The organism is Pedobacter sp. CG_S7 (genome assembly GCF_040544395.1).
Classification (GTDB): domain Bacteria; phylum Bacteroidota; class Bacteroidia; order Sphingobacteriales; family Sphingobacteriaceae; genus Pedobacter.
In genome coordinates, this window is record NZ_JBEONS010000022.1 from 33,884 (window position 1) to 59,454 (window position 25,571).

A 25,571-nucleotide genomic window follows, 5' to 3' on the forward strand; every position below is an offset into this window, starting at 1 on the left:
ATTTTTTTAGGCACCATTATATAGCATACCCTAAACATAATTAACAAGAATTTTAATTGATTTAAAATAAATATTATGAAAAAGATCATCTTATCAGCAGCATTTTTAGCTGTAGCAGGTTTAACCTCAGTAAAAGCAAGCGAAATCAAAAATCCAATTAAAATTGCTGTATATCAAGATAGCACTACCAAAACTCCGGTTGAGTTGAAAGATCTCCCAGAGCCAGTGCAAAACGTTTTAAAATCAGAACAAGCGAAAGATTTGATACCAGTAGCAGCATTTTTGGTAGTCAATGCAGATAAAACCGAGTATTATCAAATAGATGTTAAGAAAGGTGAAGAAACTGGAGCTATTAAAATTGACAAAGATGGTAAAGTGATTCAATAATCACCTTTTAGCTATCATCATATAAAAAAAGCCGGAGTGATCCGGCTTTTTTTATGATTAATAAATCTTATTTATAATTTTTTATATCCTATCCAGTCTTTTTATTTTAGAAAGACCGAATAAATGCTATTCTAATCATTCTAAATTGTATGTCATACCTGGGCTATGATTTGATAAAGTAATTATCATTATTGTAGACGCAGTTACTTTAATAATTTTTATAAATAGCATTTTTTACTTCATATAACTTCCGAATAATCGATATTCAGATTAGCATCTAATATTGTATCTGTTAATGATTGGGTGTAAATTCATTCTTTAGCTTATTATTATCAAATTTAAATGATAAGCTATTTTCGCTGTCAATAAGGTTCACCTTTTTGCCCATCTTTTTTTGGATTACCTCAAAATGGTGTAATTCATTCTGGCTAACTAAGGAAATGGCGTCACCTGCTGTGTCAGCACGGCCTGTTCTGCCAATGCGGTGAATATAATCTTTAGGTGATCGGGGCAACTCATAATTAATTACAAAAGGGAGGTAATTAATGTCAATTCCTCTTGCCATTAAATCTGTGGCCACTAATACCCTAAGCTTGCCTGATTTAAAATGATTTAATGCTTCGGTTCTGGCTCCTTGACTTTTTTTGCTATGAATGGCTTTTGCATCAATATTATTTTTACGAAGCTTGTTAACTATGGCTTCCGTTTGGTGAACCGAAGAAGCAAACACTAAAACTTGCTTCATTTCATGATGATTAATTAAGTAACGCAAAAATGGGCCTTTCTTTTCATCCGAAACTATATAAGCAACCTGGTTGATCAGATCAAGAGAATTCTCTTCAGTTTCTATTTTAATAACCACCGGATCGTGCAATAAGATTTGGTGAATGTGTTGGAGATCATTATTTAAAGTAGCAGACAACAATATATTCTGACGTTTTTCAGGTAAAAGAGAAATAATTTTGTTGACTTCTTCTTTAAAACCTAAGTTCAGCATCTTATCAGCTTCGTCCAGCACCAATGTTTCAATAGTAGATAGGTGTACTGCATTTGAATCAATTAATTCCAATAGCCTTCCTGGTGTAGCTACAAGCACGTTTACACCTTGTAAAGCCATCATTTGCGGGTTAATGGAAACACCACCATATACGGCCAATGTTTTAATAGACTGAGGAAGTGCCTGACTAAAAGTCTGGAAAACATCTTTTACCTGTTCTGCCAGTTCACGTGTGGGCACTAAAACCAATATATTGGCGTGACGGTTTTTTACGCCGAATGTTTCTTGTAAATTCATTAAAAGTGGCAAAACATAGCTTGCAGTTTTCCCTGAACCTGTTTTAGCTATTGCTAAAACATCTTTTTTATTTAATATAGCTGGTATAGCAATTTGTTGAATAGGGGTGGGTACTGTAAAATTCTGATTTACCAATGCTTTTAATAAAGCAAGTGATAGACCTAAGGATGTAAAAGGCATATTACTTAATTTTTGGTGTAAAAATAAACAAAAATCGTTGTTATCCTGTTCTTCCTTTAAATAATCAAGGCGGTAATGTAGGAGAAGTAATTCATTTATTAAATGACTATACACTCGAAGGGGAATTATGACAACAAATGGAGGTAAATTTAAATGCCTAGTTTCTACCCCATATAACTCCGCCAAATCACTATCTAGCATAACTTTTTGCCCCCTGATATAATAGATTTTATTCATGATGATTTCATCAGGAACTATTATTCTGTTATTTTCTTCACTCATTTCGTCCAATTTTTATAAATAACAAGTCTGCTTTTCTAGCTTACAGGCTTAAAATTATGCCTAAATATTAAATAATTGCTACTTTCTTTTTTAACAATGCCATGTTTGCACCAACCTTTATATCAAGGATTTTAGCAAAGTGCTGGGTTGTTCGAATATTGGTATTCCCGACTGAAATAACCTTTCTTAAAGGTACACTGTTGAACAGCGTTACCTTTGTGGCAAAGATATGGCGTGCAATGTGCGATGTTAGTTTTTCACAAATTTTACACCGATACTCAATCTCCTTCAGGTATTCGTTCATTTTTTGATTGCTTGGAACAGGAAGCACGGAACCCTTCTTAAGACATGCTGGATGGTTTTTATACTTTTCGATGATGTTGATGGCAGAAGGCAACAATGTAATTACAGACCTGATATTGGTTTTCTGGCGGTTCTAGATGATCCAGCATTTGCCATCAATGCCCTTGTTAATATTGGCGTGCTGTAGTTTTTTACATCGGCATAGGCAAGCCCCATACAATAGCAAAAAAGAAATACATCCCTGATCATATCCAGCCTTTCGAAAGCGAATTTTTTGTTCGCAACATATTCCTCTTTCCACAAGAGACTCTACCTTTTCATTATGCTCGATAATGGCCTGTATCTAGATCTGAGACTTTATTCTTTTACCCAAAAACATGTTCTTTATGGATTCAACCATAATCTCATGTCCAGATTTAAGTAGTTAGATGTGTGCATTCCCACGATCTAACAGTTGCAGATTCTGCTCTTTCCCGTTGATCGTAATACAGAGATAGAGGGTGCAACTCCCTTTGTATAGTTCTTTTGCTTCTTCATGTAGAAAAAACTAATCACCTAATTACTCACCATTTTATTTGCGATTAATTAGATATTTTGGGTTTTCCCGGTAAACAAAAAAGCTTGCAATTATTTGATTTGCAAGCTTTTACGTATTTTTGATACTATTGTCTGTGATCCCGCTGGGATTCGAACCCAGGACCACTACATTAAAAGTGTAATGCTCTACCAGCTGAGCTACGGAATCATATTTTCTTTTTGATGAGGATGCAAAGATAGAACTTTTCTTTTAAGCACGAAATAATAAAACAAAAAGTTAAATAAAGCGACTGTAACCTACTGATAAACAGAAACAATAAATTATGCTTCACCCATAGTAGGTAAATCTCCATTTCGCCATAAGAATCACCTAATTCCCCTTCCACTTTCTTCTTCCCCTTGCAAGAAGACTAAACATAAGCCCCCGCTTTAAAATAGGAATTTTTGAAAGCTTTTTGTATTTAATTTTTAATTCGAAATTGTAATAACATTCAGTTTCATTATCTCGAACCTTAAACATCAAAGTAAACGTTTTGCCTAATTGATAATTTGCATCTTGAACTGGATCTTTCCCATTATCTATTTTCACAAACAGTTTCTTGTTCTCCAAACGAAAAGCGAAGATATCATCTTCCCATCATGAATTTGCACGAAAATGATATGAGGCTTTACACCAGTAAATGAGTAACACTTGCTTTTATCGTCTTTTTCTAAAGCCGGATTTATACCTGTACCAGAAAGGAGATGGAAAACAGAAGACGCAATACCACTCTGTAAACTTTCGTTAAGATCGTAAAACTCACACTCTCACCTCCACTTATCTTAAAGCTTCGTGCTTTTCGTTTCACGATTTTAACCGCTGGCTGATACCATGTTGACCAGAATATTTAAATAAAGCAACTGTAAACCCTTATTGTCGTAGTCCACCAGACTTAAACAAGTCATAAGCGGTTTGGTAATTAGCTATGGCCTTAGAGATAATTAGTTTCGGAAATACTGCTGGTATTTGCTCATTTTTAGCTTTGTTATATATATAAGTTTCTACTTTCCTCTGTGGGCTCAGTATAACCAGACTATCAGATTTCATATACACCAACTTTTGATAAGTACCCAATAAGACTCGAGGTTGATATGTTGGGTCCAAAACATTTTGTCCATAAAAATTACTCTCATATTTCCAACCCATCAGCGACCAAAGGGTAGGGAAAAGGTCAATCTGGGAACTCATTGTAGAAATATTCTGCTTTAATTCACCCTTAACATTTAATATCATACAGGGTATTTGGTATTTAGACAAATCGATTTCGTTTTTACCTGCACTACTGGCACAGTGATCTGCTATAATAATAACGACCGTATTGTTATACCAGGGTTTGGTTTTTATCTTTTTCAAAAAACTACCAATGGCATAATCAGTATATCGCACAGCACCTTCACGATTAGTTCCTGAAGGAATATTTATTTTTCCATTTGGATAAGTAAAAGGACGATGATTGGAGGTAGTCATTACAAAATTATTAAACAGCTGGTGTTGCTTAAATTTTTTATCCGCATCTTCTATTACTACGTTCAATACATCTTCATCGCAAACACCCCATGCATTCTCAAATTTAACTTCTTTATCGGTAATAGGCGTTCTTGTAGCCGGGAAATCATCATTCAGGATCTTTCGTCCGCGATCAACAATGTTATAACCATTATTACCAAAATAATGGTTCATGTTATCAAAGTAACCGTCACCCCCATAAAAAAAGGTGCTGATATATTTTTTCTGATTAAATACATGACCGATACTAAAAAGTAGTTCGTTTTCTGGTCTTCTAACAATACTACTTCCAGGTGTTGGTGGGATAGAAAGCGACAAGGCTTCCATGCCCCTAACAGTACGGGTGCCAGTGGCATACATATTACTAAAGAAAATACTGTTTTTTGCAAGTGAATCCAGAACTGGAGTTAAGTTTTGTGTATTTCCATAATAAGCCATAAAATCTGCACTCAAACTTTCCACAGTGATCATGATTACATTTGGCCGGTAAGTGGAATTTCCAGCATCAATTGTTCTGGAAATGGAAGAAAATGGTTTCTTAAAAACAGCATTACTTTTCTTCAATTCAGCTCTGATCAGTTCAAAAGCTTTATTGTTATCTATTAAGTGATAAAACTCCCGATAATTCAATTCATTGTTTTTGAAAGCAGCAAAAAAAGAATAAATACCAGCCTTACTCAATTCATTTGCATAACGGTTGCGACTATTTTCAGTCCAGGAGTTTTTGACAATCAATCCATAAAAACATAACAACAAAAAAAGACATCCCGTGGTATATAAGCGATATTTTAATGGAGTGTTGGATTGGAAACTACTTTTGAAAACATTTAGCTTATAGAAAATAAAACTCAAGCCAAAGGTGGTCAGTAACATTCCTCCTATTAAAATAGGTAGTGGATAAGATTCATTGATATTATTGACTACTTCATAGGTATAGATAAGATAATCAACCGCTATAAAATTAAAACGACTTTCAAACTCCTGCCAAAAAGTAAGTTCAGCAAAAAAAGAAAACAAAGAAAGGAATACAAAAAATGAAAACAGTACTATAGTGAAAAGCTGGTTTACTTTATGTGAATTAAACCTATTGGGTATAACCAAGAGGTACAAGCTATATGAAAAAGTAAGAAAAACAACAGTTCCAAAATCGTAAAAAAGACCTGTGAGGTAAAGTTTTAGGATAGCTGTTATTCCAAAAGAGGTTTGTTGACTTGCAGACAACAATAATGTCGTTCTGATTAAGAAGGAAGAAATTAAAAAGTAAAGTATATACCCAGTAAAAATGCTGTATCTATTTTGCAGGAAATTTTTAAACATATTTAATATTTGATTATAAAAACATAGCATCCAAACCTGTAGAAAATTTGAAGTTATAAAACAATTCTTTTGCCGCTACCAGCTGATCTTTTAGCTGCATCAAGAATTTCCATGACAATCATATTGAACTTTAAGGAAGAAAGATCATCACTTGGTTGAAGTTTATGATTGATTATCGCCGCTAGGTAAACCATAGGATCATTAAAAGGAATGGTCATTGGTTCCGCTTTTTTAGCGTCCATTTTATTTTCACCAATGCGACTATTAATATTAACATTATCCAGCGCATGAAGATATCCTGTTTCTCCAAATACCTCTAGATCTTTGATTGAAAAAGGCCAGTTCCAAGATGCTTCAATCAAACCAGTTGCTTCCGGATATTCCAATATAATAGTTGCATCATCATCAACTTTAGGATATAAATCTGGTTTATAATTCCTGGTAACAGCCGTTACCGCGATGGGTTTATGGCCTTTCATCAGCCAAGTCATCAGTACCGCCCCATAACACCCAAAATCGTTTAGCGCACCCGCACCATTCAAAACTGGATTGGTAAGCCAGCTTAAAAACTCCGGACTACAGCCAATTTCTTTTGGCCCCTGATGTCCATCATGCACAATCATTTTTTTAATCTTTCCGATACTATTCTTATTAATAGTGTTGTAAAGCTCATGATACGAAGGGTACCAAGTCGTTTCATAATTTGTCAACACTTTAATATTGTGTTTAATAGCTAATGCTTCAATTTGTTTAGCTTGCTGCAAGTTAGCCGCTAAAGGTTTTTCAACCATTACCGTAATCCCCAGTGGCGCACAGATTTGAACAATAGCCAAATGTTCGCCAACGGCATTATAACCCAATACGGCATCTGGTTTTTTCAGTACCAATAAATTTTTAAGGTCATCAAAAAACAGGGAATCGGGGATGTGGTAAAGTTTTCCAAATTTTTTGTGTAACTGTTTATTAGGCTCAACAATCCCAACAACATTCACCTCTCCTTTATTAAACTGCTGTAAAACATTGTGTATATGGTCATGATTCAAACCGGCAATAACTACACGCAATTTCTGTTGTGCAAAAACACTGGCAGATAACCCAACGAACAGGAAAAGTACGATCAAAAGTATTTTACAAAATGAAGGTGAATATTTTAGATAAAAGTGTTTCATAAGGCTTATTTAACAATGATGATTAATGTATACATTTATAACTTAAATTCATTCATAAGCGCAGAAAAGCAATTGATTAAACCAAAAAAACAGTTAATTAGAAACTAAGGTAAAACGATCGATTTTACATTTTACAATCTGCCTATTAAAAGCAGATCTATATATTTTAATTCTACCAATACTTAATTGTTATAAAAAATTACTAGGAAATTAAAATTAAAAACCAGGCTTTATCATTGCATTTGTGATAAAGCCTGGTTTAATAACGGCCCGCATATTACAGAGTCTCGTTTGTAGTTTGAATAGTTTTTTCTAAGGCGCGAACGATTGAGTCTTTATATAACAGGAAGTTATTCTGACGTGCCTCATCTGAATCACTTTCTTTAATCGCTATTTTACCACTTTTTATTTCCTGTAATTCATTTTTGTAGAGCTCACTAAATGTATCTGGTTCTTTATTCTTCAATATCCTCACAGTATGTGAATATTTTTCATGGCTATCATTGAGAATCACTAAATTTTTCTCATCGTAAGTATTTAAACTAACAATTCTTATTAACAGCTTTTCTAGCTTTCCTCTTTCTTTTGCGTAACCCATAATTGAGGCAAATATACCAGTTATCCGGAAGATTATACTATGATAAGATCCATATTTTCACCTAGCCTGTTCATCATAGAATGAGAAAGTTCTAACCATATACAAAAGCGCACAAATCTTACTAGATTTACGATGCAAAATCAGGCAAAGACCTTTAACCATTGTTGTGTACACGAAGTTTTAATTCGTTTTTTTTATGTATGTTGCTGTATTATACTCAAATTAATACTAGGCTCCCTTCCTACAGAATAAAAAATTATGTAGTTTAGTCAGACTATTTTAGAATTTATAAAACTTATTGATTAAATATTATTTTGGTATATCAACTACTAACTGCCTTTGAATAAAACAATTAAATAATGTAGATAATTGTTTTACAAGAATAGGTAATGTTATATTAAATTTTTAACTGTGAGCAAAATATACAAGAATCAAGTTGAAAGTGAACGTCTAAAAGCCTTACGCGACTATCAAATTTTAGATAGTATAAGTGAGGAGGAGTTTGATCACTTTACAGAACTAGCAGCGATGATCTGCGAGGTACCAATTTCACTTATTTCATTAATTGATGAAGATCGCCAATGGTTTAAGTCAAAGGTGGGTATTGATATCAATGAAACACCACGCAATATTGCTTTTTGTCACCATACTATACAAACAGATCATATTTTTGAAATAGAGGATGCTACAAAGGATGACCGATTTAAAAACAATGCCTTAGTTACTAATGGGCACAAAATACGTTTTTATGCAGGACAACCTTTAATAGATCCCAAAGGTTTTGCTTTAGGTACAATCTGTGTGATCGATAGTAAACCTAAAATCTTATCAGAGAAACAAAAACGAGGACTATATTTACTTGGAGGCGAAGTAATCAAGCTTATCGTAGAACGGAGACAAAAACAAGAGCTTAAGCATTTCGAAAAACTTTTCCAATTATCAAATGATCTAATCTGCATAGCAGACACAGATGGTTACTTCAAAAAAGTTAATCCTTCCTTTCAAAATCTTTTAGGATGGGATATGGAGACCATACTCCATAAATCTTTTTATGAGCTCGTGCATCCTGATGATCTGGAGCCCACCCAAAATGAGATCCATAAAATAGTTTCTGGCGAAAGCGTTATCAATCTTACACATCGGATTCAAACAAATACAGGTGAATATAAGACGCTACAATGGGCAGCCACACCAGAACCCGGTACAGGTAATTTATTTGCTATAGCCCGTGATGTAACTGATGAAAAAGAAAAAGAGAGAAAGCTCCGTATAAGCGAGGATAGGTTGAAGGTGTTTTTTGAAAACTCGCAAGGATTAATGTGCACTCATGATTTAGAAGGGAATTTTTTATCTGTTAATGAAGCAGGTGCTCACATATTAGGTTATACCCGGGAAGAGCTGATGAAATTGAGCTTGTTTGATATTGTTGCTAAAAAGCATCACGAGGGCATATCTGCTTACCTTGCAGAGATTAAACAAGTTGGACATGTAAAAGGTCAAATGATTACACTTAATAAAAATGGTGGAAATCATATCTGGATGTTTAATAATGTCCTCGAGAAAAACCCGGCGAATGCAATCGACTATATTATAGGGAATGGCATTGATATTACCGAAAGATTTAGTTTGGAGGAAGACCTCAAATATACGAAAGGACTTTTAGAGCAGACAAATAAAGTAGCCAGGGTTGGAGGCTGGGAATTTGACATCCAAAAACAACATATTGTTTGGAGCGCTGTAACTAAAGATATTCACAGCGTTGAAAGTAATTACCAACCAGAACTGCTAACTGCTATTGATTTTTATAAAGAAGGCGAAAGCAGGGAGAGCATTAAAAAAGCGATCAATGTTGCTATATGTGAAGGTAAATCCTGGGACCTGGAATTAGAAATTATAAATCAGAAAAAGGAAACACTCTGGGTTAGGTCTTTGGGGAATTCAGAATTTATCAATGGAAACTGCAAAAGATTATTTGGAACGTTCCAGGATGTAAATGAAAGTAAACTTGCGAAAATTGAATTAAATGCATCTAAAAAATTACTAGCCGATGTGCTCAATGCCGCCTCCACCGTTAGTATAATAGCTACCGACGTCAATGGTATGATAACACTTTTTAATTCTGGTGCAGAAAGGCTACTTGGTTATGCTGCCGAAGAGATGGTTAGAAAAAATACACCTGCTATCTTGCACTGCCCTAAAGAAATATCCAGACGAGGGGAGGAATTAACAAAAGAATTTAACCTTCCGATTTCGGATTATAGAGTTTTTGTTCATCTAGCTGAATCCCAAGGCTCTGAAAACAGGGAATGGACATATCTAAGAAAAGATGGGGCCAAAAGGACGGTTGCATTAGTGACCACTGCGATAAGGGATGCAAATAACCTGATAATAGGTTACCTTGGTATTGCAACAGATATCACACAGCGGAAGCTTATAGAACAAGCTTTGCTAACAGAAAAATCAAGGCTATCCGCATTTGTAGAACATGCACCAGCGGCAGTTGCTATGTTGGATAAGGAAATGAAATACCTTGCTGTAAGCAATAAATGGATACAAGATTACCATCTTCAGGAACAAAAGGTAATTGGTATGTCCCATTATGATGTTTTCCCTAACCTGAATCGGGAACGCATAGAAAGGCACAAACTTGTTTTACAAGGAGAGGTACTGCGAAAAGAAGAAGATATTTATAGATCAGCCAACAGTGAATTTGATATCTATCTAACCTGGGAAATGCGTCCTTGGTATGAATATGATGGAAAAATAGGGGGAATGATGATATGCACACAAAATATTACCTCTATTATAGAACAACGCGAAGAACTGAAAAAAGCCAAATTTATGGCTGAACAAGCAAGTGTTGCTAAATCCGAGTTTTTAGCTAATATGAGCCATGAAATCCGTACCCCTTTAAATGGGGTAATTGGATTTACCGACCTTGTTTTAAAAACAAATCTTAATGAAACACAAGAGCAATATTTATCTATTGTAAACCACTCAGCCACGGCCTTACTCAGTATTATCAATGATATTTTAGATTTCTCCAAAATTGAAGCAGGTAAGCTGGAACTAGATATTGAAAAATTCGATTTATACGAAATGAGTTGTCAGGCTTCTGATATTATTGCTTATCAAATCCAAACCAAAGGACTTGAAATGCTATTAAATATCTCACCAGATTTACCAAGATTCATTTATGCAGATTCGGTAAGGCTGAAACAAATATTGATTAATCTTTTGGGAAATGCTTCTAAATTTACTGAAAATGGCGAAATTGAACTAAAAATTGAAGTATTAAATCACCAGGAAGATCATACTGTGATTCGGTTTGGAGTGAGAGATACTGGAATTGGTATCAGGCCAGATAAACAAAGCAAAATATTTGAGGCTTTTTCACAAGAAGACGGCTCAATAACTAAAAAATATGGCGGTACAGGACTAGGCTTAACGATCTCCAATAGGCTCCTTGCCTTGATGGGTAGTCGTTTGCAACTCTTAAGTGAGCCAGGCAAAGGAAGTGTTTTTTATTTTGAGGTTTCCTTGAAATCTGAAATTGGAGTACCTATCAACAGGGGAAATATGGAACAGATTAAAAAAGTACTAGTTGTTGATGATAATGAGAACAACCGACTAATTATTAGTCAAATGTTATTACTCAAAAACATTCAAACAGTCCAGGCAAAAAATGGAGTTGAAGCCTTACGGTTATTAGCATCAGGAAATCATTTTGATGTTATTTTAATGGATTATCACATGCCATTTATGGACGGATTGGAAACGATTAAAAAGATCCGGGAGCGTTCAGGCGACACGCCTAAAGACCAGCCAATCATCATGTTGCATAGTTCTTCTGATGATGGGAAACTGATTAAAGCATGTGAAGAATTAAATGTAAACCAACGTTTAGTAAAGCCGCTTAAAATGCAGGACATCTATAATGCATTGTCACGGATCAATAAAACAGAAGAAACAACTAAAAAATCTCCGATAAATAAAGCTGAAATTTCTAAAGAGGTCTTTACAATTCTGGTTGCTGAAGACAATGCTATAAATATGTTGCTTTCTAGAACCATTATTAAAAGAATTTTGCCAAATGCCAAGTTAATACAGGCCATAAATGGGGTAGAAGCAGTAGCTTTCTGTAAGGAGCAGTTGCCAGACTTAATTTTGATGGATGTTCAAATGCCAGAACTCAATGGCTATCAAGCCACAACGCAAATAAGGATATTAGAAGTGGATACCCACATCCCCATTATTGCATTAACAGCGGCTAGCGTAAAAGGCGAAAAGGAGAAGTGCCTACTTTCGGGAATGGATGACTTTGTTGCCAAGCCGATTATTGAGGCTTCTCTTGTTGTTGTGTTCAATAAATGGCTAAACTTAAATTCTTCCTCTAGAAACATATAATAATAAGCTTAGTTAACGCTGCTCACTTAACCAATTGGATTCAAACAGGAAGCACTTTTGAGCTAGATTAAGATGCCTTTTCTCTGGCACCAATAGAAAGGACGCAAGCTAGGCTGTTAGTTATTTGAAAAGCAATTTGCTCAAGTTTAAAATTTTGAATAAATCAATAGAGATAATTTAAAAATTCACATTAATTTCAAACAAATTATTTTCTTAAAATCAAACAATTTCTTTATTCTAATGTTTATGTATTAAGCTTTAAAATACTAATCATTTAATGATCATTCAAAGAATAAATGACTGTTTTTTACCTAATAAGTGCATATTAATTTGAGGGCATAAACACTTTCCCTATTTACGCAGAAAAATACAGCATTGTTAACGGAACCAAAAAGCTTTCAAGCTGTTCTTGACTTTTCGACAGGAAAGTAAAAGACAATAATTACCTTAACAAAAAAAGCATGAATTTACTCAACAAACATCTAGTTCAAGAACTCTTATTGGTTAATGAAGACCCTTGTTTATCACTTTATATGCCTACTCATCGCAGTCATCCTGAAAACCTTCAAGATCCTATAAAGTTTAAGAATCTCGTTAAACAACTGGAAGAATCCCTGCTAAAACAATATTCAAGCAAAGAAGTAGCGAAAATTCTTGAGCCTATTGAAGAATTGGGTAATAATTCCAGTTTTTGGAACCATGTAACTGATGGACTTGCGGTATTTAGTAGTCCTTCGCTTTTCAAAACCATCAATTTGCAAGTACCCGTTGAAAAATTAGCAATTGTTGCGAATAGTATGCATACCAAGCCACTGCGCAAATATTTACAATCTCTTGACCGATACCAAGTACTTGGTTTAAGCTTAAACGATATTAAACTCTTTGAAGGCAATCGACATTCGCTTATTGAGGTAAAAATACCCAGTGATTTTCCAACAACGATAGAGGCTGTACTTGGTGACAAGTTAACAGAAAAACATTCAACAGTTGCAAGTTATGGCGGCGCAGGAGGTGACAGTTCAAAGATGCATCACGGTCATGGCGGTAAAAAAGATGAAGTAGACGTAGATTCTGAACGATTCTTTCGTGTTGTTGCCACCAATGTTTACGAGAAATACAGTAAGCCTTCCGGTTTACCTCTTATACTTGCAGCATTACCTGAACACCATAACCTTTTTCACAAAGTAAGTAACAACCACTTGTTATTGGAAAACGGAATTCATGCGAATTATAAAGCTATCTCCATTGACAAACTTACAACGATGTCTTGGGAGGTTATAGAACCAGCATATATACTTAAGTTAAAAGGATTAGTGGAAGATTTTGAGCAGGCAAAAGCGAATAAAATAGGAAGCGATAATATTAAGGACGTAGCTAAAGCAGTTGCAGAAGGAAAGGTGGGTACACTTTTATTAGAGTCAGACCGAATAATAGCAGGAAAAATAACAAATAAGGACACAGGAGCTATTCAGACCACAGCTGTAATTGACCCTAAAGTAGATGATCTTCTTGATGACATTGGCGAATTGGTTACACAATTAGGAGGACAAGTCTTTATTGTGCCAAAAATATATATGCCAAGTGAAACTGGTATTGCTGCCATTTTCAGGTACTAGTCATAAACTTTCCTAAAAGTTTCAATAGAAATGACACTTATTTAATCGTAATAGTTAATTTAAAATAAAATTAAAGATGACAATTCAATTTAACACAGACAACAACATAGCCGGAAAGAATGAACTTGAAACTCATTTAACAACTATTGTAGCAGACAAGCTAGGTAGATTTAGTGAACATTTGACACGATTAGAAATACACCTTTCTGATGAAGATGGCAGTAAAAACGGACAAAATAGTATCAGATGTTTGCTTGAAGCAAGAATGGAAGGCAGACAGCCAATTGCAGTTAATCTTTCTTCGAATACATCAGAACAAGCTGTAGAAGGTGCAATTGAAAAATTAAAGGCTGCATTAGAAACCATTATCGGACGAATGAATAATTAGGTTTTTTTCTTGATGGTTTTCAAATTCGCGATAATTACTGAAATTAGAATAATAAAAACGCCTAACCATTGTATTAAAAATACCTGTTCTCCCAAAATTAATTGTGCTGATATAATTGATACAGGAATTTCTATCGAAATTAGAATACTTGCCAGGCCTAGTCCAATATAAGGGATTCCTTTGGTGAAAAGTAAAGGGGGCAATACGGTTCCAAATAGCCCTAAAACAATACCACTAACAATGATATCAGCACGATTAAAGTTGCTCAGAATAGAAATGTTCCAAAAAAGGATAACAGCAATAAATCCACCAATAATTAAATATTTGCTCCTTATATAGCTTTCAATATTTCGCTCTACATTACTCGAGGCATAAAGTGACAAAGTATAAGACGCAGCGGCTCCTAAACCCCAAAAAATACCTATCCAATGGATTTCAGCTTTTTGGAATAAAACATTAGACGCTAAAACGGTTCCTAAGATGGTTATAATTGCAGCTAATATTTTAGCTGAAGAAATTGTTTTTTTTGTGATGATATATTCGAGTATAACTCCCATCCAAATAGATTGCATTAGCAGTATAATACCCAAAGAAACTGGAATATATTGTAAAGCATAATAGTATAAACAACTTGTAACACCCACAGAAGTACCAAATAGTACCAGCTTAAGTTTTGATGAAGCTGTTGGACGCTGGATATGCCCTGTTTTTTGCTTTATTCCAACAATAACACTCAATACCACTACACCAACCAAATATTGCATAAATGCGAGTGTACTAGTGTGCATTCCTAAGTTGTTTGAATACTTTACAATAGTAGCAAGTATTCCATAACTCATTGCACCAGAAACCACTAATAACACCCCTTTTAAATTAGTCCCCATTAACAACTTTTTTTTGGGCAATTTACAATAAAAAGATTCAAACGGACTTCAGAAATTGGGAGATCATCATCCCTACGCCTTCACGATCATGTCCATGGCAAAAGCAAACCGTTAGTTAAAGGTCTATTTGTACCGTCAAATAAAGCAGTAAGGAATCAACGAATTTTAAAAACACCCTGGAGCGCTGTTGGTGCTAAGCAAAAAATACCTCGAAATGGAACTGATACACCATAGTAGTAAATGGAGGAAAGTGAAGGTGCAGAAGCTTTTTTAACTGATAATGGATTAAAGGTTTCATGTAAATAATATGGTTGATTAGCAGTGAATTATAATTATTTGATATATTATTACATTTTTTTTAGAATAAAATTATATCTTTGCATTTCTTCAAAAAGGAAGATGATTCCGTAGCTCAGCTGGTAGAGCATTACACTTTTAATGTAGTGGTCCTGGGTTCGAATCCCAGCGGGATCACAAAATGCCTCAATGCAAATTGAGGCATTTTACGTTATAAAATATTGGAAAGAATAAAGGTTAGTTTAATCTAATTGTAAAGTCTACAGCAGGGGCAATGACCAACAAAGAAATTATAGACGAGGCCTTCTAAAAAGCAAAGCGTTAAGTAATCCTTTTTCTGTCAATGGCTTCCACCCATAAATTCTTTTTACAGTTTTCACAAATTACCGTCTCACTAACCTGCAATAAATAAGTGCTGCCACAATTAGCACATGCAAAAAGGCCTGGCTTTACAATACTGCAATTTTTCTTAGCATATTCATCCGGCAGAATTGGTAAACCTGGCTTAACCTCCTCATCCGTATAATAAAAAACACTTATTTTACCCGTATCCTCTAAAATAGCAAACCGTATTTGCCCCAAATGTTCAATATTAAAACCACGCAGTTCACCGAAAAATTCATCTGAGCCTAAATCATCACCATTGGTTTCATTCAAGCAAAGTTTGCCATGCCTAATAATATAAAGGGGCTCACCCTCTAACAGCTTCTCGACTTTTTCACTTTTAGTTATAAAAAAAATGAGAAGCCTATAGATACCCAGAACTATTACAAAAACTGCAATCGCATGGAGTAAGCCCACTTCCTTATAAAACATGGCATCACCAGCAGCAGAACCCAGAGTGATGATCATCACCATTTCAAAAATAGAAAGCTGCTGAACACCTCTCTTTCCAGTAAACCGCAAAACCAATACAACTGCTAAAAACATCAATGGTGTCCGAAATAATATTTCTAGAAAGAAGCTATAAGGTTGATCACTAAAAAATAAGTTATGCCAATCCATTTTCATAAATGTCTCTATTTGTACATCACGAACACCTTAACAATTCAAAATGTTTGAAATATTACAACGGCAAACATAAAGAAGCGATTATGAAAGTATTTTTTCATTAGGATTAACAAATACGTTTTATCTGGCTTTAAAAATACATAGATGTCCTGAAAATGGAGGAAAAATAAATAAATATTTTATTATGAAAATAAACAATATGGATTAAATAATAAATTGTACTTTTATATGAAAGTTTATAAATACTTGAATTAAGTATTTATAAACAAATCGAAATTATAATTCCCTGCAATCATCATCAATTTAAACGGAAATTGTCATGAAAAGTAAAATATTAATTATTGATGATGATGACGCTGTTTTAGATATACTGAACGAATGGTTTAGTGAAGAAGGATTTATTGTTAAAGCATTATCAGAAACCAACAACTTGTTAGACTTAATTAAAAAGTTTAAACCAAATCTAGTTCTGCTTGATTACCAGCTTAAAGATGTAAATGGAGGCAGGCTTTGTCAGCAGATTAAAAGCAATAATAAATATAACAAAATACCTGTAGTCATTTTTTCTGCTTTTCCTGAAAGTCTCTTATTGCCAAGTCTTTATCAATGTGATTTGTTTGTTGAAAAACCATTTGACCTCTATCTTTTAACGCAACAATTTAATACGTTAATTTCTGCCAGTAATGTAGTTGAGCTAAACATTTGGCTTAATTAAATACTTTTTATTCACATAAAATTTTTATTTTTGTGTGATGCGTTATATTTCTATCCTAATTATCTATTTAATCATGGTACTTCATTTAGTGCCCTGTACAGATATGGAAGTTTGGAAAGAAACCAAAACCGTTAACCATCATCAGGATAAAACTGATCAATGCTCCCCATTTTGTTATTGCGCCTGCTGCTCTATTCCAGCCATCGGCAAGATTTCTGTGGTTTTAAATTCTGATTATTCTCTTCCAAAAGGACCTTATCCAGTTTATTTTACCTCAGACTTTATTGACATCAGTTTTCCCATCTGGCAACCGCCAAGATTTACTAAACATTTGAATTTAATTTAAATCCATAACTGCAGTAAACACTGCGTATGGAATCACCATTTATTTCATATAAACACCAAAAATGTTAGATAAAATCATTGGGTTTTCTATAAACAATAAGTTCATTATAGGACTGTTTATGCTTGCCCTTATCCTTTGGGGAGGGTATTCAGTAACCCAGCTGCCTATAGATGCAGTTCCCGACATCACTAATAATCAAGTACAGATCATCACCGTTTCTCCCTCAAATGGCGCACAGGATATAGAACGTTTTGTTACTTTTCCTGTTGAACAAACCATGGCCACTATACCTGGAATTGAAGAGGTAAGGTCATTCTCCCGCTTCGGCCTTTCCGTTGTAACCCTGGTCTTTAAAGACAATATCGACAATTACTTTGCCCGCGCTCAAATTAGCGAACGACTGCCATTGGCCAAAAATCAAATTCCTGCAGGTATGGGCTCCCCCGAAATGGCTCCGGCAACTACTGGTCTTGGCGAAATATTCCAGTATATGGTACTAGCGAAGCCCGGTTACGAGAAAAAATACCCACCCGTGGAACTTAGGAGCATCCAGGATGGCATTATCCGCCGTCAATTATTAGGCACCGAAGGTGTCGCTGATGTAAGCAGTTTTGGTGGCTACCTCAAACAGTATGAAATTGCACTAAACCCTGATAAATTACGCAGCTTAAACCTGAGTGTTACTGATGTATTTAATGCCTTACAAAAGAATAATCAAAATACAGGTGGTGCTTATATTGATAAAAAGCCAAATGCTTACTTTATCAGGAGCGAAGGACTGATTACCAGCCTGGAAGACATAAAAAATATCGTTGTTAAAACTGAAAAAAACGGCATTCCTTTGCTATTGAGCAATGTAGGTACCGTCCAATTTGGGGCTGCAGTACGTTATGGCGCCATGACCAGAAATGGAACCGGGGAAGTTGTTGGTGCATTGGTTTTAATGTTGAGGGGCGCAAATGCCTCCGAAGTAATTAAAAATGTAAAAACAAAGATCGCCCAGATAGAAAAAACACTTCCTGAAGGGGTAATCATTGAACCTTTTCTAGACAGGACCAAATTAGTTAACAATGCCATCAGTACCGTAACTAAAAACCTTGCCGAAGGTGCTTTAATCGTCATTTTCGTATTGGTATTGTTCCTGGGTAATTTTAGGGCCGGCTTAATTGTGGCCTCCGTTATTCCATTATCTATGTTGTTTGCGGTGATCATGATGAATATCTTCGGGGTCAGTGGAAACCTCATGTCATTAGGTGCCCTCGATTTTGGTTTAATTGTCGATGGTGCGGTAATTATAGTGGAAAGCGTATTACACCATATTACCAGCGGTAAGAAGAAACATGCCACACTGCAATTATCGAAGCAGGAAATGGACCTGGAAGTGAAACATTCCGCATCCAGCATGATGAATTCTGCCGTCTTCGGACAAATCATTATCCTCATTGTTTACCTTCCTATTTTGTCACTGGTCGGTATTGAAGGTAAGATGTTTAAACCCATGGCACAAACCGTGATATTCGCTATTATAGGCGCTTTTATTTTGTCGCTCACTTATGTACCCATGATTACGGCTTTGTTTTTAAGCAAAAAAACAACCCATAAGCAAAATATTTCCGATCGCTTTGTAAATAAATTACAAAAAATCTATCGCCCTGTGTTGCTCTTCACTTTAAAAAAGAAAGTACTAGTAATCGCTACTTCCATTGTCATATTTATAATCAGCTTAATTGTCTTTTTGAACATGGGTGGCGAATTTATCCCCCAACTAGAAGAAGGTGATTTTGCCGTAGAAACCAGGGTAATGACTGGCAGTAGCCTTTCTGAAACTATACAAGCCACAGAACGTGGTGCCAAGGTATTGCTCCAGAATTTCCCTGAGGTTAAACAGGTGGTAGGGAAAATTGGGTCTTCAGAAATCCCGACAGATCCAATGCCTATCGAAGCGGCAGATATGATGATAATCCTGAAAGAAAAAAAGGAGTGGACCAGCGCCTCCTCCCGAGAAGAACTGGCAGAAAAAATGCATCATAAATTAGAACAGGAAATTGCTGGGGTAAACTTCTCCTTCCAACAGCCCATTCAAATGCGCTTTAATGAACTCATGACAGGCTCGCGACAAGATGTGGTGCTGAAGATCTTTGGAGATGACCTCGCTAAACTTTCTTTATATGCTGCTCAAGCCGGCGCTATTGCCAGGAAAACTTCCGGTGCCGTTGATGTGTACGTAGAAGAAGTTACTGGTCTGCCTCAAATTGTAGTCAAATATAAAAGAGATAGAATTGCGCAATATGGCTTAAACATTGAAGACATCAATCAGGTGTTGCGCGCAGGTTTTGCCGGTGAGGTAGCCGGACAAGTTTACGAGGCCGAAAAAAGATTTGACCTGGTGGTAAGGCTGGAAAAACAAAGTAGGGAGAGTATCGATGACATCAAAAACTTAAGTGTTACCGCTCCAAATGGCAACCATGTGCCCTTAAATCAATTGGCAGACATTAGCTTTGAAGTCGGCCCTAATCAAATCCAAAGGGATGATGCCAAACGAAGGATCATCGTAGGCTTCAATGTGAGAGGAAGAGATGTGGAAAGTATTGTCAATGAAATGCAGGAAAAAATAGACCAGCAAATTAAGTTTGAGCCCGGTTATTCCATTAGTTATGGGGGGACGTTTGAAAACCTCAATAAAGCAACAGCGCGCCTTGGCATTGCTGTACCCGCTGCCTTATTGCTCATCCTAACCTTACTTTATATCACTTTCAATTCCTTTAAACATGCAATGCTCATCTTTTCGGCAATACCATTATCAGCTATAGGCGGCATATTAGCCCTTTGGCTGAGAGACATGCCTTTCAGCATCTCTGCTGGGGTTGGTTTCATTGCCTTATTTGGCGTGGCCGTATTGAATGGAATTGTGTTGATTGCCGAGTTTAACCGGTTAAAAAAAGAAGGTATGACAGATTTATTTGAAATTGTTTTAAAAGGAACGGCAACGCGTTTACGGCCGGTATTGCTGACCGCCTCGGTGGCATCCCTTGGTTTCCTGCCAATGGCATTCTCTAGTGGCAGTGGTGCTGAAGTGCAAAAACCTTTAGCTACAGTAGTAATAGGCGGTTTAATTACTGCTACTTTATTGACCTTGCTGGTCTTACCATCACTGTACATTTTAATGGAACAACTGAAAAAAAAGGGAATTAAAAAAATTGCATTGCCTTTAGTTGGACTCGTTTTGTTTACGCCTTCTTATTCTCAAGCACAAAACACTCCATTAACCCTTGACCAGGCAATCCATCAAGCGCTGAAAAATAATTATGCTATTGGCTCCGCACATTTAGGTATCGACTTTCAGCAACAGCAAAAAAAGGCTCGCATAGCACTGCCCAAAACGGATGTTTCTTTGTTGTATGGGCAATACAATACCGTAAATAAAACCGATAACAATATTACAGTGACCCAAACCATACCTTTTCCAACATTTTTTGGCGCACAGGCAGCATTGGGAAACGCTAACATAGAAAGCAGCCATATTAAACTGGCCGTAACCGAAAATGAAATCCGTTTCCAGGTCAAAGAAACTTATTTTCAGTTGCAATATTTAGCAGCAAAAGGCCACTTGCTCCTCAGGGAGGATAGTCTTTATACTGGCTTTCTTAAATCGGCAGACCTCAGGTATAGAACTGGGGAGACTAACCTACTGGAGAAAACCACCGCACAAACACAATTACTCGAACTACGTAACCAGGTGCAGGAAAATGAAGCTGAATACAGCACCTGGCTGGAGCAATTAAAAGCCCTACTGAATTACAGTATCGATTCTAACACGAATGAAAATCATAATTGGGGTATTGAGGCCATGAATTTGTCGGAAAGACCATTTTCATTTGCTGATAGCGCTTCTATCGATAGAAACCCCAATCTAGCCCTTTTTAAACAACAGCTTCAAATTGCTGAAAATGAAAAAAGAGTTGAAAAAGCATTGGTACTGCCAGATATTACCATTGGCTATTTTAACCAAACACTCATCGGCAGTCAGCAAGTGAATGGAAAAGAAGTATACTATGGTTCAGGCGACCGCTTTCAGGGCATACACCTGGGTTTAAGTCTTCCAATTTTTTCGGGTGCAAAAGCAAAAGTTAAAGCAGCAGCAATACATGCTCAAATTGCAGAAAGCGACTACCTTTTACAGCAAAACAAACTTAGTCGCCAATACCAACAGGCCATACAAGCGTACCTCAAACACCAACGCAGCCTTAAGTATTATAAAAGTGCTGCATTGGCCAATGCAGAGCTAATTTTAAAGCAAGTTCAACTGGCTTATAAAAGCGGCGACATCAGTTTTGCAGAATACCTGATCAGTGTTAGAAATGCCCTCAGCATCCGCAATGGCCACCTGCAAGCTTTAAATAATTACAATCAAAGTGTGGTACAACTGGAGTTTTTGACCGGCATTAACCCTTAATATTTACGATTATAAAAATTATAAAATGAAGATTCTTTTAAATAACCTTTTTTCAATAGGGCTTCTGCTTTTTATTGCCGCTTGCAGTAATAAAAAAGAAACCGATAATACTCAAGCCGAAATAGCACCTGCAATAGTAACAAATGAAGTTGTGCTCAGTGCCGAGCAATCCAAAACTGCAGACATACAATTTGGGGCCATTCAAAACCGCATATTGAGTGCTACAGTTAAAGTTAATGGCATGCTAGACGTTCCCCCTCAAAACAAGGTTTCTGTAGTGGCTGTGATGGGCGGTATTTTAAAACAAACCTCCCTTTTGCAAGGTTTAAAAGTGAAAAAAGGTCAGGTCATTGCCGTAATGCAACATCCTGACTATATACAGTTGCAACAGGATTACCTTGATCATAAAAGCCAGTTAACCTTTCTAACAGCAGAATACGAACGACAGGAGGCGCTTGCCAAAGAGCAAGTTAACGCTCAAAAAACGCTGCAACAAGCCTCATCCGCTTTTCAAAGCATGAAAGCAAGGGTGCAGGGTTTACGCCAGCGCTTGCAACTGTTAAACATCAATATGAGCACGCTGGAAAAAGGGAATATCCAAAATACCATTAACCTTTATGCACCCATTACAGGCTACGTAACCAAGGTAAATGTAAATATTGGCTCCTATGTAGACCCTACTAATGTCATGTTTGAAATTGTAGATACCGAACACCTTCATGCCGAGTTAACGGTGTTTGAAAATGACATCCCTAATATCAAAATAGGCCAGAAAGTACGCTTCACCCTAGCTAATGAAAACGAGGAAAGGATGGCTACGGTTTATTTAATTGGCCGCGAAATTAGTGACAACCGGACAGTTAATATCCATTGCCACTTGGATAAAGAAGACAAACAACTTTTACCCGGGATGTATTTAAAAGCACTGGTGGAAACAGGGAGCCTTGAAAAGCCAGCTTTACCAGAAAAAGCTATCGTAGATTACCAGGGCAATAAATATATCTTCATTTCAGAAAAAGCACAACATTTCGATATGATCGCCATTAAAACAGGCGTAACAGAATCAGGTTTCACCGAAGTTACATTACCTGAAAGCTTTAATAAGAAAAATTATAAAGTGGTGTTTAACGGCGCTTATGACCTGTTGGCTAAATTGAAGAACACAGCAGAAGAAGAATAACCTTCCCAATTCAAATCTCCTCATTCTAAACGTGGCTAAATATAGGTTAACGCAATGTTAACGCAATGATAACGCAATAGTAACGCAATGATTACACAATGCCAAATGTAGCAGCTTTGCGTTAAATGTGTCTAAATAAAGGAATGCTGTTGTTAACTTGCAGAACTTTACTTATCTTTATGATGATGAATTAAAAACTTAAAATTAAAAATAAGATGGGAAAAGCAAAAGATGGTGTATTTGGCGGTGTTACAGGAAAAGTAGGCAATCTGGTTGGCTATTATTTAAACGGCCAATATATACTCAGGTCAGCACCTGGAAAAAGACGTCGAAAAGGAAAATTGGGTGAAAAAGAAAACCGTAAAAAATTTGGCATAGCACAAGCTTGGCTTAAGCCTATTTGTTTTTTTGTAAGGGTTGGTTTTAAAAATTATGGCAGCAGCACTGGCGGTTACAAAGCAGCAGTTTCATACACTTTATTGAATGCGATTGCTGGGGAGTATCCCAACCAATATGTTGACCCAGAATTGGTGCAGGTAAGTGGGGGAGACCTGGAATTTCCGGAGCAGGTAAGCATGGAGTTGGAGGCCGAAAATGTTCTTCGTTTTCAATGGTCTCCAGCTTCAGAAAATGGTGATGATTATGACCAGGCCATGTTACTTGCCTATGATGAAAAGGGGAAAAATATTGTAGGTAAAGAAACAGCAGCGATCAGGATTGCCGGAACAGATTTTTTATCGCTAAACCCAGATGTAAATGGCGCAACGTACCATATTTACATGGGTTTTGTGGCTCAGGACCGTTCTCGCCAGTCAAAAAGTATATACCTTGGGAAAATAATAATACCCGCAATTTAATAATTTGACTGCCAACTTGCAATCAATGCTCATGGCTTGATTATGTTTGGCAGTCACTTGTTTATTCATTTCAGCCATGCCCTTTATTTTATGCAATAAAACTGATTGTCCGGCGGAAATTGCCGAACCTGATCAGTCCACAAAAATGATTGCTAAACACCTGGTTAGTTTCTTCGCCATTGAGGTAGATAAAGGGAATTTAACGAAATCATTATTGCCCTTACAGACAGGTATTGGAAAGGTTGCTAATGCTATTTTGGACGGAATAAGAGCGGGTGATTTTGAAAACCTGACCATGTACTCTGAAGTGCTGAAGGATAGTACTTTCGATTTATTGGATTCCGGAAAGTTGACTTACGCCTCGGGTTCTTCAATTATCTTTTCAGAAAGCTATTATAAACATATTTTTGGCGATTTCAACAAATATAACGATAAGGTAATGTAAATTCTACAGATGTAAGCGGCACACCATGATGAATGGTATTGGTGGTTGATAGTAAAATATTGGAATAAAGAGGGCTAAGCAAAAACTTATTTTAACCTTATCGGTATTACTATGATAAAGTTTAATAATGAAGCTTCAAGAAATCATCATCGAAAAAATCAGGAAGCATGGCCCAATGCAATTTCTAGAGTTTATGGAAATGTGTTTATACTATCCTGATTTAGGTTATTATACTTCTACAAGGAATAAAATCGGGGAAAACGGCGACTATTACACCAGTGCTTTTCTTACGCCTGTTTTTGGGGCAATGATTGGCAAAAAACTGGAACAGCTTTGGGAAAATCTTGGCCGCAACGCCTTCACCGTTGTTGAATATGGCGCAGGTACAGGTCGTTTAACCTATGATATTCTTTCCTACCTTGAGCACAATGAAAAACTATTTGATCAACTGCGTTTTTGCATCATTGAAAAAAGTGGTGTGATGCAGAAAATGGAGAGAAATCGTTTAACTGATAAAGTAACCTGGTATAATTCTATTCAGGAAATTCCATCTATTATTGGCTGTGTTTTTTCAAATGAACTCCTGGATAATTTTTCAATACATCAGGTAGTGATGCAAGAGGAACTGATGGAGGTTTTTGTGGATTATGAAATTGGTTTTACAGAAATATTAAAACCTGCTGCAGAAGCGCTTAAAACCTATCTTCAGGAACTAAATATTGTACTTCCAAAGGGTTTCCGTACAGAAATAAATTTACAGGCTTTAGATTGGTTAAAAGATATTGGAACAAATTTAACCAAGGGTTATGTAATGACTATCGATTATGGTTATTTATCGGAGGAGCTTTGTAAGGCGGTAAAAAGTAATGGCACTTTGCTTTGTTATTCGAATCATCATATTAATAACTGTTTGTATGACCATCTGGGAGAACAAGATATTACTGCTCATGTAAATTTTTCTGCATTAATGTACTTTGGGGAAAGAAATGGCTTAAAAACATGCAGCTATAGCGATCAATGTCATTTTTTACTGGAGTTAGGATTTAAGGATGCTTTGGTCGAATCTTTTTCGCTCGAAAAAAACGTGTTGCTGGCCGCAGGACAAGTTTCCTTGATCAGTCATACTTTATTATATGATATGGGTAGTAAATATAAGGTTTTGATACAGGAGAAGTGTTGATTGAAATCATTAAATGTTTTATTCATTATTTTCTTTTCATTTTAATTAATTGTGTTAACTTAGTAAAATATGTATTAATAATAATTTGTAACTACTCAGGTACCTCTATGATGAAGCAATAGTCAAGAAAGCATTTAAGATGGCCTGCTCATTTTTCTTGCAGGTGTCGGTAATAGAAC

Annotated in this window: 20 protein-coding genes and 2 tRNA genes; 13 read left to right on the plus strand and 9 right to left on the minus strand. The window is 36.0% G+C overall.

From position 1 onward, the window contains the following. Positions 1-75 precede the first annotated feature (75 nt). Complete coding sequence (locus AAKU52_RS12180) at positions 76-387, plus strand: hypothetical protein (protein WP_354333813.1); 312 nt, start codon at positions 76-78, stop codon at positions 385-387. A 292-nt stretch (positions 388-679) separates the two neighbouring features. Here AAKU52_RS12180 and AAKU52_RS12185 read toward each other — a convergent pair whose 3' ends face one another. Both AAKU52_RS12185 and AAKU52_RS12190 read right to left on the minus strand, forming a co-directional pair. Beyond that, positions 680-2,143 (minus strand): DEAD/DEAH box helicase, encoded by a 1,464-nt coding sequence (locus tag AAKU52_RS12185; RefSeq protein WP_354333815.1) that lies wholly within the window; start codon positions 2,141-2,143, stop codon positions 680-682. A gap of 67 nt (positions 2,144-2,210) precedes the next feature. Continuing rightward, complete coding sequence (locus AAKU52_RS12190) at positions 2,211-2,447, minus strand: site-specific integrase (protein ID WP_354333817.1); 237 nt, start codon at positions 2,445-2,447, stop codon at positions 2,211-2,213. A 51-nt stretch (positions 2,448-2,498) separates the two neighbouring features. Between AAKU52_RS12190 and AAKU52_RS12195 the strand changes: the two genes are divergently transcribed. Then, the gene (locus tag AAKU52_RS12195; protein WP_354333819.1) at positions 2,499-2,633 is read left to right on the plus strand and encodes a hypothetical protein; all 135 of its coding nucleotides are present in this window, start codon (positions 2,499-2,501) and stop codon (positions 2,631-2,633) included. Positions 2,634-3,118: 485 nt separating this feature from the next. Here AAKU52_RS12195 and AAKU52_RS12200 read toward each other — a convergent pair. From AAKU52_RS12200 to AAKU52_RS12220, 5 genes are all read right to left on the minus strand, one after another. Beyond that, positions 3,119-3,191, minus strand: a tRNA-Lys gene (locus AAKU52_RS12200). 162 nt (positions 3,192-3,353) lie between these two features. Further along, positions 3,354-3,572 carry a hypothetical protein gene (locus AAKU52_RS12205; RefSeq protein WP_354333822.1) on the minus strand — a complete coding sequence of 73 codons (219 nt, stop codon included), beginning with the start codon at positions 3,570-3,572 and terminating at the stop codon, positions 3,354-3,356. Positions 3,573-3,893: 321 nt separating this feature from the next. Further along, entirely contained in the window at positions 3,894-5,846 is a 1,953-nt protein-coding gene (locus AAKU52_RS12210) for an LTA synthase family protein (protein ID WP_354333825.1), read from the minus strand. Between the two features lie 53 nt (positions 5,847-5,899). After that, positions 5,900-7,015: a Gfo/Idh/MocA family protein gene (locus AAKU52_RS12215; protein WP_354333827.1), complete on the minus strand. Its 1,116-nt coding sequence runs from the start codon at positions 7,013-7,015 to the stop codon at positions 5,900-5,902. A gap of 277 nt (positions 7,016-7,292) precedes the next feature. Continuing rightward, a complete protein-coding gene (locus AAKU52_RS12220; protein WP_354333829.1) occupies positions 7,293-7,613 on the minus strand; it encodes a hypothetical protein in 321 nt (106 codons plus the stop codon). A gap of 411 nt (positions 7,614-8,024) precedes the next feature. Here AAKU52_RS12220 and AAKU52_RS12225 point away from each other — a divergent pair, with 411 nt between their 5' ends. The 3 genes from AAKU52_RS12225 to AAKU52_RS12235 all read left to right on the plus strand — a co-directional run bounded on the left by AAKU52_RS12225 (position 8,025) and on the right by AAKU52_RS12235 (position 14,024). Then, positions 8,025-12,020, plus strand: a complete 3,996-nt coding sequence (locus AAKU52_RS12225; RefSeq protein ID WP_354333831.1) for a PAS domain S-box protein — start codon at positions 8,025-8,027, stop codon at positions 12,018-12,020. 461 nt (positions 12,021-12,481) lie between these two features. Then, positions 12,482-13,636 (plus strand): baeRF3 domain-containing protein, encoded by a 1,155-nt coding sequence (locus tag AAKU52_RS12230; RefSeq protein ID WP_354333833.1) that lies wholly within the window; start codon positions 12,482-12,484, stop codon positions 13,634-13,636. 76 nt (positions 13,637-13,712) lie between these two features. Next, positions 13,713-14,024, plus strand: a complete 312-nt coding sequence (locus AAKU52_RS12235; protein ID WP_354333835.1) for an HPF/RaiA family ribosome-associated protein — start codon at positions 13,713-13,715, stop codon at positions 14,022-14,024. Here AAKU52_RS12235 and AAKU52_RS12240 read toward each other — a convergent pair. Continuing rightward, a complete protein-coding gene (locus AAKU52_RS12240; RefSeq protein ID WP_354333837.1) occupies positions 14,021-14,908 on the minus strand; it encodes an EamA family transporter in 888 nt (295 codons plus the stop codon). The two genes, AAKU52_RS12235 and AAKU52_RS12240, sit on opposite strands and share 4 nt — an antisense overlap. A 401-nt stretch (positions 14,909-15,309) precedes the next feature. Between AAKU52_RS12240 and AAKU52_RS12245 the strand changes: the two genes are divergently transcribed. Further along, a tRNA-Lys gene (locus AAKU52_RS12245) sits at positions 15,310-15,382 on the plus strand. Between the two features lie 144 nt (positions 15,383-15,526). On the opposite strand, the gene AAKU52_RS12250 is transcribed toward AAKU52_RS12245, so the two are convergent. Then, positions 15,527-16,210: a DUF421 domain-containing protein gene (locus tag AAKU52_RS12250; protein WP_354333839.1), complete on the minus strand. Its 684-nt coding sequence runs from the start codon at positions 16,208-16,210 to the stop codon at positions 15,527-15,529. A 325-nt stretch (positions 16,211-16,535) separates the two neighbouring features. Here AAKU52_RS12250 and AAKU52_RS12255 point away from each other — a divergent pair, with 325 nt between their 5' ends. The 7 genes from AAKU52_RS12255 (at position 16,536) to AAKU52_RS12285 (ending at position 25,392) form a co-directional block, all read left to right on the plus strand. Beyond that, a complete protein-coding gene (locus AAKU52_RS12255) occupies positions 16,536-16,931 on the plus strand; it encodes a response regulator (protein WP_354333841.1) in 396 nt (131 codons plus the stop codon). Between the two features lie 37 nt (positions 16,932-16,968). Then, positions 16,969-17,277, plus strand: a complete 309-nt coding sequence (locus AAKU52_RS12260; RefSeq protein WP_354333843.1) for a DUF6660 family protein — start codon at positions 16,969-16,971, stop codon at positions 17,275-17,277. A gap of 61 nt (positions 17,278-17,338) precedes the next feature. Further along, positions 17,339-21,730 carry a CusA/CzcA family heavy metal efflux RND transporter gene (locus tag AAKU52_RS12265; protein ID WP_354333845.1) on the plus strand — a complete coding sequence of 1,464 codons (4,392 nt, stop codon included), beginning with the start codon at positions 17,339-17,341 and terminating at the stop codon, positions 21,728-21,730. A gap of 25 nt (positions 21,731-21,755) precedes the next feature. Beyond that, positions 21,756-22,910 (plus strand): efflux RND transporter periplasmic adaptor subunit, encoded by a 1,155-nt coding sequence (locus AAKU52_RS12270; RefSeq protein ID WP_354333847.1) that lies wholly within the window; start codon positions 21,756-21,758, stop codon positions 22,908-22,910. A gap of 215 nt (positions 22,911-23,125) precedes the next feature. After that, positions 23,126-23,767, plus strand: a complete 642-nt coding sequence (locus AAKU52_RS12275; RefSeq protein ID WP_354333849.1) for a DUF6266 family protein — start codon at positions 23,126-23,128, stop codon at positions 23,765-23,767. Positions 23,768-23,843: 76 nt separating this feature from the next. Then, entirely contained in the window at positions 23,844-24,212 is a 369-nt protein-coding gene (locus tag AAKU52_RS12280; RefSeq protein WP_354333850.1) for a hypothetical protein, read from the plus strand. A gap of 127 nt (positions 24,213-24,339) precedes the next feature. After that, entirely contained in the window at positions 24,340-25,392 is a 1,053-nt protein-coding gene (locus AAKU52_RS12285; RefSeq protein WP_354333854.1) for a class I SAM-dependent methyltransferase, read from the plus strand. Positions 25,393-25,571 lie beyond the last annotated feature (179 nt).

Excerpts from the sequence above, each read along its gene's own strand:
- AAKU52_RS12255 (WP_354333841.1), top strand. The coding sequence starts at position 16,536 with ATGAAAAGTAAAATATTAATTATTGATGATGATGACGCTGTTTTAGAT.
- AAKU52_RS12275 (WP_354333849.1), top strand. The coding sequence starts at position 23,126 with ATGGGAAAAGCAAAAGATGGTGTATTTGGCGGTGTTACAGGAAAAGTA.
- AAKU52_RS12180 (WP_354333813.1), top strand. The coding sequence starts at position 76 with ATGAAAAAGATCATCTTATCAGCAGCATTTTTAGCTGTAGCAGGTTTA.
- AAKU52_RS12250 (WP_354333839.1), bottom strand. The coding sequence starts at position 16,210 with ATGGATTGGCATAACTTATTTTTTAGTGATCAACCTTATAGCTTCTTT.
- AAKU52_RS12190 (WP_354333817.1), bottom strand. The coding sequence starts at position 2,447 with ATGAACGAATACCTGAAGGAGATTGAGTATCGGTGTAAAATTTGTGAA.
- AAKU52_RS12185 (WP_354333815.1), bottom strand. The coding sequence starts at position 2,143 with ATGAGTGAAGAAAATAACAGAATAATAGTTCCTGATGAAATCATCATG.
- AAKU52_RS12270 (WP_354333847.1), top strand. The coding sequence starts at position 21,756 with ATGAAGATTCTTTTAAATAACCTTTTTTCAATAGGGCTTCTGCTTTTT.
- AAKU52_RS12195 (WP_354333819.1), top strand. The coding sequence starts at position 2,499 with ATGGTTTTTATACTTTTCGATGATGTTGATGGCAGAAGGCAACAATGT.
- AAKU52_RS12220 (WP_354333829.1), bottom strand. The coding sequence starts at position 7,613 with ATGGGTTACGCAAAAGAAAGAGGAAAGCTAGAAAAGCTGTTAATAAGA.
- AAKU52_RS12240 (WP_354333837.1), bottom strand. The coding sequence starts at position 14,908 with ATGGGGACTAATTTAAAAGGGGTGTTATTAGTGGTTTCTGGTGCAATG.
- AAKU52_RS12210 (WP_354333825.1), bottom strand. The coding sequence starts at position 5,846 with ATGTTTAAAAATTTCCTGCAAAATAGATACAGCATTTTTACTGGGTAT.
- AAKU52_RS12230 (WP_354333833.1), top strand. The coding sequence starts at position 12,482 with ATGAATTTACTCAACAAACATCTAGTTCAAGAACTCTTATTGGTTAAT.
- AAKU52_RS12215 (WP_354333827.1), bottom strand. The coding sequence starts at position 7,015 with ATGAAACACTTTTATCTAAAATATTCACCTTCATTTTGTAAAATACTT.
- AAKU52_RS12260 (WP_354333843.1), top strand. The coding sequence starts at position 16,969 with ATGCGTTATATTTCTATCCTAATTATCTATTTAATCATGGTACTTCAT.
- AAKU52_RS12235 (WP_354333835.1), top strand. The coding sequence starts at position 13,713 with ATGACAATTCAATTTAACACAGACAACAACATAGCCGGAAAGAATGAA.
- AAKU52_RS12285 (WP_354333854.1), top strand. The coding sequence starts at position 24,340 with ATGAAGCTTCAAGAAATCATCATCGAAAAAATCAGGAAGCATGGCCCA.
- AAKU52_RS12280 (WP_354333850.1), top strand. The coding sequence starts at position 23,844 with ATGCCCTTTATTTTATGCAATAAAACTGATTGTCCGGCGGAAATTGCC.
- AAKU52_RS12265 (WP_354333845.1), top strand. The coding sequence starts at position 17,339 with ATGTTAGATAAAATCATTGGGTTTTCTATAAACAATAAGTTCATTATA.